A 6406-nucleotide genomic window follows, 5' to 3' on the forward strand; every position below is an offset into this window, starting at 1 on the left:
CTGATCAAATCGGTGTTCCTTCACGGGAATGCCGATTTGATTGTCTCTTTAATGGAGTTCAATACATGTCGAGCCAAGAAATGGCTATCGTCATTGATGATGAGTCATCAATAAAAATGGCGAACCCAATGGATTTGCCACCAAACATATTTAACGCAGATTTAGAACGGCGTAGTCAGAACAGACAACTGTTACTGAATTGGATTCGGTCATCTTTGAAAGAAGGTGTCGATTACGGTTCTATTCCAACCAAACGTGGACCTTCAAAGCCCAGTTTATTCAAACCCGGTGCTGAGAAGATTTGCGGGATGTTAGGAATAACAGTTCACTTTCCTTCACTGAAGGAAACAGAACAAGCCTTATTACAAGGTTTGATCCCTGAATATGTGATGGTGCGTTGTGAATTGAAAAACATTCATGGACAAACCCTCGCAGATGGAGTTGGTGCCAGAAGTCTTAAACAAGATTATGGTGACATTAATAAAATTTTGAAAATGTCATGCAAATCAGCACATTGTGATGCGGTTTTACGCCTGGCTGGTTTATCTGAGGTCTTTACACAAGACCTTGAAGATATGAAAAACCTGAGAACGATGAATGAGAATAAACCCTCAACTTCATCTTCAACCTGTATTACAGAAGCGCAACATCGTGAATTATCGAATCAACTTACTAAGTTGAATCTGGACAATGAACGGTTTATTGCCTATTGCAATAAAATTGCATCAGCAAAATCATTAGGATCAATAAGATCCTTGAATGAATTACCTACTGCATTGTTTGACTTCGTTATGAAGAAACTGCCAGAACTTTCTGCCGCAGCTTAATCAACTTTGGAGAGAATAATGACTACTGACAACAAGCGCGTGTTTAATCTTGCTTATGGCAAGAAATATCAGGCAGCAGATCACACTGAAAAGAAGATGTGGATTCAGGTTGGTCGTTTGACGATTGAACCTGAGTCTAAGTACGGAGAACGGATTTCTGTCCGTTTAGATTCACTTCCAATTGATCCTGAGTTCAATGGAATGCTTTCAGCGTTTCCTTATGAACCTCGCAATGGATCATCCAAGAACCCTGAAGACAACATCCAGTTTTAATGAGGAGAACAACATGAGTATTACCCTATACCAGATTGCCGATGATTATCGTGACATTCTGTCATTGATGGAATCTGATTCTGATGATCCAACAACGCTTCACCAATTGGTGCAAAACACACTGGATCAACTGCAACTGGATGACCAGTTCACGGACAAGGCATTAGCCGTTGCTTGTTATACCCGTGAATTAGAATTGGAAGCCGAGGCTGTCGCCTTGACAGAAAAATCTATTCGCAATCGTCGCAAGGCACTTGAATCACGTTCCGAATTCTTGCGGAATTATCTAATAACTCAACTCCAGAAAGTCAACAAGACTGAACTGAAGAGTAACCAGATCATTATCCGGCTTCGTAAGACACCTGCTCGAATCATTGTGGACGATGAATCAATGATCCCTGATCAATTCAAGGAAGTTGAGACCTTGACCCACATTCGCAAGAATTGGATGCAGGAACAACTTCGTTTAGGAGTTGATTTCATTCCCGGAGTTCACCTTGAAACTGGTGTGAGTTTAACCTTGCGTTAATTCATCACTGGTTTTAACCCACTGAGGGCTGGCACTTGTCAGCCCTTTTTTATCTCTCTCAATTGATGATGCGAATTGCATCAGGAGTTGTTATGCCTGAAATAACTGCATTAACACAACCAACCTATTGGTTTCCTTCATGTATTGACTACATTGATTATGAAGAAATCCAACGGCTCTATTGTGATGATGATGAATCATTACCAACGGATATGAATCCATCGGCAATACCCGCTGAATGGAGCCAATTCAATGATGATGATATTCCCTTTTAACCCTTTGAGGATCAACAAGATGCGTCACTTATATCAATTCGATTTAATCGAACCTCGTGATACGACCTTAACCCTTGGTGAAGATGCCACTGGCACAATCACTATGATCTTGATGGATGAACAACGTCATTGTACTCAATTCATTTTGAGCAATGATGAATTCAATCATCTCTGCGACCTGCGTTACAAGATGGAACTTGATTCCCCAATCAGATTCCAACATTTACGCCGATTAACAACGGTGTAATCCATGTCAATCACATTCAAGTTCCCACTAGGTGAAATTGTCATTACTGATGGAGCACATTCCGCATTAAAAGAATGTGCAATATCTCCACTCTTCCTATTGTTTCGGCATCGCCAAGGCAATTGGGGAGAGATCAGCAGTGAAGATCAACATGAAAATGATCGTGCTGTAGTGGAAGGAAACAGAGTGCTGTCAGTCTATCCATTACAGGATGACTTGCGCATCTGGATCATTACTGAAGCGGATCGAACTGTTACTACTCTTCTATTACCAGAAGAGTATTAACCCCCCTTGAGGTGCTACGGCACCTCTTTAATTTGAGGAATTAACAATGAATCTGAATGCACTCAATCCTGCTCAACTGAAAGTGGTCACTGCACCATTGAGCAATATGCTGGTTCTAGCTGGAGCTGGTTCTGGAAAGACCCGTGTCTTAGTGGAACGAATAGGATGGTTGATAGAACATCATCACATTCCAGTTGAATCCTTGTTAGTAGTGACATTTACCAACAAGGCAGCAACTGAATTGAAACACCGATTAGAAGCCAATCTTGATACTGCATTGAATGGGTTATGGATTGGAACGTTTCATGGATTGGCACATCGTCTATTAAGGCTGCATTGGCAAGCGGCACAGTTAGATAAAGACTTCCAGATTCTTAATGCAGAGGATCAGCGTCGTTTATTGAAACGAGTGATGACAACGATGCAGATTGATGACACTACTTACCCGATTAAATGGGTGTTGAGCGTTATCAACAATGCTAAGGAGAATGGACTTCATCCGCACCAAGTGGAAGTTGGAGAGGATCAGAAGTTAGCTGTTCTGCGCAATATCTATACTGAATATGAATTGCAACGACAACAGAATAAAGCCCTTGATTTCGCTGACTTATTGTTGAGTGCTTATGAATTATTGCGGGATCATCGGGATATTCGTCAACACTATCAAAGCCGCTTTCAACAGATTCTGGTTGATGAATTCCAAGACACGAATACCATGCAATATGAATGGTTGAGGATGTTATCTACCAGCAATAACTTCATCTGTGCAGTTGGAGATGATGACCAATCCATTTACGGATGGAGAGGAGCGAAGGTTGCCAACCTGAAGGCATTGAAACAAGATTATCTCAATGTGCAGGTATTACGATTGGAACAAAACTATCGTTCCACCAGCAACATTCTGAATGCCGCCAATGCCGTGATTGCACACAATCGGAATCGATTCGGTAAGAATCTGTGGACACAACAATTAACAGGTTCTTTAATCTGTCATTATACGGCTATTGATGCCGGTGATGAAGCCCGTTTCGTGATTGATCGCATTGGTCAAACATTGACCATGAATCACCGATGTTATAAAGACTATGCAATCTTATATCGGACTTCAGCACAATCACGGATGTTTGAAGAACGATTGATTCGTGCAGGCATTCCTTATCGCATCCATAATGGATTACGCTTCTTTGAAAGAGCGGAAGTTCGAGATGCGTTGGGATATTTACGCTTGATCGCAAACTGCAATGATGACCTTGCCTTTGAGCGCATTGTGAATGTTCCAACTCGTGGAATTGGTGAACGTACCATTGAGCTGTTACGAAAACATGCGCATATAATATCTGGTTCATTATGGGAAGCAACACTGGACTTGATTGAAAAGAAAGGCTTGACCAAGAAAGTTGGTGAATCACTCACAGCGTTTGTGAATTTGATTCAAACTCATCACAGTGGAAAGATGAAATTGGCAACACGGTTGAATCAACTCATTAAACAGACAGAGTTACAGGAGTTTTATCTCAAGCAACCTGATGGAAAGGGGGAGGAGCGCGTTGAGAATCTGGATCAGTTGGTTGAAACAGCCGCTCGCTTTGAACGGAGCTGGGACATAGAAGATGGTGATGTTTTAACGGTGTTCCTGAATCATGTTGCCTTGGAAGCAAACGAGATGACTGATGATGAAGATCACGATGCAGTGCAGTTGATGACACTCCACGCTGCAAAAGGGCTGGAGTTCCCAGTAGTCTTTCTAGTCGGACTCGAGGAGGGATTATTCCCGCACAGCATGTCATTACATGATCGGGATCGTTTTGAAGAAGAAAGGCGATTGTGCTATGTCGGCATGACAAGAGCGATGGAACAATTGTTTATGACTCATGCGGAAAGCCGGTTGATTCACGGACGAGAATGGAATTCAAAACCTTCTCGCTTTATGAACGAGATTCCAGGAGAATTCGTTGAGAATGTCCGGTTTAACAAGGTGGCTCAATACAATGAGGCAGTCATGCGAGTGAAAGAACGAATGGCAATGACCATGCAATAATCATTGATCGATTGGGAGCATCATTAACCGGTGTTTCCTGATCGATCATTAAACCATTCAATTATTAAGAATGGATTTATTTCATAACACAATAGAGTGCCTTATTCCAACACCTGATGATTTTGTTAACTGAATCATGTATCTTTCAACACTTCCTTGTATTTGAGAACCGATCCATGTCAACCCTTGATGAACTGCTCCAACAACAGGAAATCCTGCAACAGGAAATCGATGCTGCCCGCAAACTAGAACGGCGTAGTAAGATCAAAGAGTTAAGAGCTTCGCTAGAGAAATATGCACTTACCGCTGAAGATGTTTTCCCACAGTTGAAGCCGAAAACACCGGTTAAACCACCTCTTCCTCCTAAATATCGTGATCCCAATTCGGGCAAAACATGGAGTGGAGCCGGTCGTGCGCCCTGGTGGATGAAAGGTCGCAACTATGATGATTTCCTGATTGAACCATCATCTGAATGTCAAAGTTCTGAGGATCATAACCATTCATGATGGAATGAACCCAACACGAAACATTCTGGTTCAATTTAGAATGGCACTGTCTGCGTGGTTCGATGGTTGCTGTTGTTGGGTTGCCAAAAGAAGCAACCCAAGCGGCGCAGCGTCCGGGTGAGCTGCTTTTGATTTTACCTACTTTTAACAACAGAACAGTTCGTGGGTTGGCTTACTTTGGCAACGTTAGCGTTTTGACGAGGGCTAGGGTTGTATTATCACGTAATTGCAAGACGCTTATACCGGTTGATTTTGTTATAAGTACGGATATTTGCGTACCAACCGTAGTCAAGGCACTTGGCGTGATGGTCGTTGCAGCACCCAACGCCACTTGCTTTAATTGTTTTCCAGTAGCGCTGTCAATCGTTTTCAGATAAAAATTACCGGAATTCATAGCTAATACTACCTGATCCATCATCTGGTCGCCATTTACGTCTGGGATTGTGATAACATCTAGGTACTGGCTATAACTGTAATCCCATTCGCAAATAAAATTTTGACTAAATGGAGAATCACAAACCCAACTTGTTTCAGTCGATCCGCAATAGTCATCCCACATTCCATTGCTAGTATATATCTGCATAGAGTCACCAGAATCATTTGGTTCTCCTGGGCTCCAATTAGTATAAAGAAGTTTCTCGCCAGTTATCCATGTCCAATTGTCACCACCTAAATCCCAACCACCAATCCACGAACCTCCTGTGCTCATATTCTTTGCAATATTTTGGAAAACAAACTCATTTTCTTCTGATGAAGTTATAGTTGCCAGATGTCCCCCCTTGCTTTTACAATAGGTTTCACCATCCTCCCAAGTCATATTACTATCTATGCCTTGATAGGTGTGCCAATTATTCGGATTGACCAACTTAGTTGAATCGGCTTGAGCTACGCTGATCAAAGCCAGTATCGCTACGGTAAAGGTAGCTAAAGGTTTATGAATTGTCATTGTTTATCCTCAATGTGAAATACGATTTCAAGTATTAGCACACAACTCAGTTTAAGCTTGGACGACCTTGCCTAACGAGACTTTGACCTCAAATCTGAGGCTAAAGCCAACCTCAGAAATCCATCAACACTGATAAAGATAACCATAGTTGCTCCACTAAAATAGGAACCAATCCACCACCACAACAAAAGAAAAGCCCTAGATGTAACCACATTCACACTGCCATCGGCGAGTCACCGTTTCACAACCGATGATCCAACCTAGACAAATCACAGTTAAATCACCTTTTACTCTTAACGTCAACCCTTCCTTGCCGCTGATCCAGAATCAACTACCTTTCTTCCGCAGTAAGCACCAACTCAGGCTCCAATGTCTCTTCGGGATCATCAATGCTCACTTCAAAAAAAGAAACGGCTACAACAGCTACAACGGTAACAGATTCATTAGCCATTGAAAAGACAGGACAAACTACCCAAAAGT

The 6406-nt window shown here is 42.1% G+C and carries 9 protein-coding genes; 8 read left to right on the plus strand and 1 reads right to left on the minus strand.

The genetic code is table 11. The features are described from left to right. The first annotated feature begins 65 nt into the window (after window positions 1–65). The 8 genes from CXB77_RS05080 to CXB77_RS05110 all read left to right on the plus strand — a co-directional run bounded on the left by CXB77_RS05080 (window position 66) and on the right by CXB77_RS05110 (window position 4980). Window positions 66–827 carry a hypothetical protein gene (locus CXB77_RS05080; protein WP_146108694.1) on the plus strand — a complete coding sequence of 254 codons (762 nt, stop codon included), beginning with the start codon at window positions 66–68 and terminating at the stop codon, window positions 825–827. An 18-nt stretch (window positions 828–845) separates the two neighbouring features. Further along, window positions 846–1100 (plus strand): hypothetical protein, encoded by a 255-nt coding sequence (locus CXB77_RS19070; RefSeq protein WP_146108695.1) that lies wholly within the window; start codon window positions 846–848, stop codon window positions 1098–1100. Window positions 1101–1113: 13 nt separating this feature from the next. Continuing rightward, window positions 1114–1629: a siphovirus Gp157 family protein gene (locus tag CXB77_RS05085; RefSeq protein ID WP_172452536.1), complete on the plus strand. Its 516-nt coding sequence runs from the start codon at window positions 1114–1116 to the stop codon at window positions 1627–1629. Between the two features lie 92 nt (window positions 1630–1721). After that, window positions 1722–1904, plus strand: a complete 183-nt coding sequence (locus CXB77_RS05090; RefSeq protein ID WP_146108696.1) for a hypothetical protein — start codon at window positions 1722–1724, stop codon at window positions 1902–1904. Between the two features lie 19 nt (window positions 1905–1923). After that, window positions 1924–2151, plus strand: coding sequence for a hypothetical protein (locus CXB77_RS05095; protein ID WP_105073037.1), 228 nt, complete (start codon window positions 1924–1926; stop codon window positions 2149–2151). A gap of 3 nt (window positions 2152–2154) precedes the next feature. Continuing rightward, complete coding sequence (locus tag CXB77_RS05100) at window positions 2155–2436, plus strand: hypothetical protein (protein WP_105073038.1); 282 nt, start codon at window positions 2155–2157, stop codon at window positions 2434–2436. Window positions 2437–2482: 46 nt separating this feature from the next. After that, window positions 2483–4474 (plus strand): UvrD-helicase domain-containing protein, encoded by a 1992-nt coding sequence (locus CXB77_RS05105; protein ID WP_105073039.1) that lies wholly within the window; start codon window positions 2483–2485, stop codon window positions 4472–4474. A gap of 176 nt (window positions 4475–4650) precedes the next feature. Next, entirely contained in the window at window positions 4651–4980 is a 330-nt protein-coding gene (locus CXB77_RS05110; RefSeq protein WP_172452537.1) for an H-NS family nucleoid-associated regulatory protein, read from the plus strand. 172 nt (window positions 4981–5152) lie between these two features. Here the strand turns inward: CXB77_RS05110 and CXB77_RS05115 are convergent, their stop codons facing one another. Next, on the minus strand, window positions 5153–5926 hold the full coding sequence (locus CXB77_RS05115) for a C-type lectin domain-containing protein (protein ID WP_105073041.1): 774 nt from the start codon (window positions 5924–5926) through the stop codon (window positions 5153–5155). Window positions 5927–6406 lie beyond the last annotated feature (480 nt).

The sequence above is a fragment of the Chromatium okenii genome (assembly GCF_002958735.1).
Taxonomy (GTDB): domain Bacteria; phylum Pseudomonadota; class Gammaproteobacteria; order Chromatiales; family Chromatiaceae; genus Chromatium; species Chromatium okenii_A.

Bases quoted from the DNA above. Each gene is read 5' to 3' on its own strand.
- CXB77_RS05100 (WP_105073038.1), top strand. From the start codon at position 2,155: ATGTCAATCACATTCAAGTTCCCACTAGGTGAAATTGTCATTACTGAT.
- CXB77_RS05085 (WP_172452536.1), top strand. From the start codon at position 1,114: ATGAGTATTACCCTATACCAGATTGCCGATGATTATCGTGACATTCTG.
- CXB77_RS05095 (WP_105073037.1), top strand. From the start codon at position 1,924: ATGCGTCACTTATATCAATTCGATTTAATCGAACCTCGTGATACGACC.
- CXB77_RS05110 (WP_172452537.1), top strand. From the start codon at position 4,651: ATGTCAACCCTTGATGAACTGCTCCAACAACAGGAAATCCTGCAACAG.
- CXB77_RS05115 (WP_105073041.1), bottom strand. From the start codon at position 5,926: ATGACAATTCATAAACCTTTAGCTACCTTTACCGTAGCGATACTGGCT.
- CXB77_RS19070 (WP_146108695.1), top strand. From the start codon at position 846: ATGACTACTGACAACAAGCGCGTGTTTAATCTTGCTTATGGCAAGAAA.
- CXB77_RS05105 (WP_105073039.1), top strand. From the start codon at position 2,483: ATGAATCTGAATGCACTCAATCCTGCTCAACTGAAAGTGGTCACTGCA.
- CXB77_RS05080 (WP_146108694.1), top strand. From the start codon at position 66: ATGTCGAGCCAAGAAATGGCTATCGTCATTGATGATGAGTCATCAATA.
- CXB77_RS05090 (WP_146108696.1), top strand. From the start codon at position 1,722: ATGCCTGAAATAACTGCATTAACACAACCAACCTATTGGTTTCCTTCA.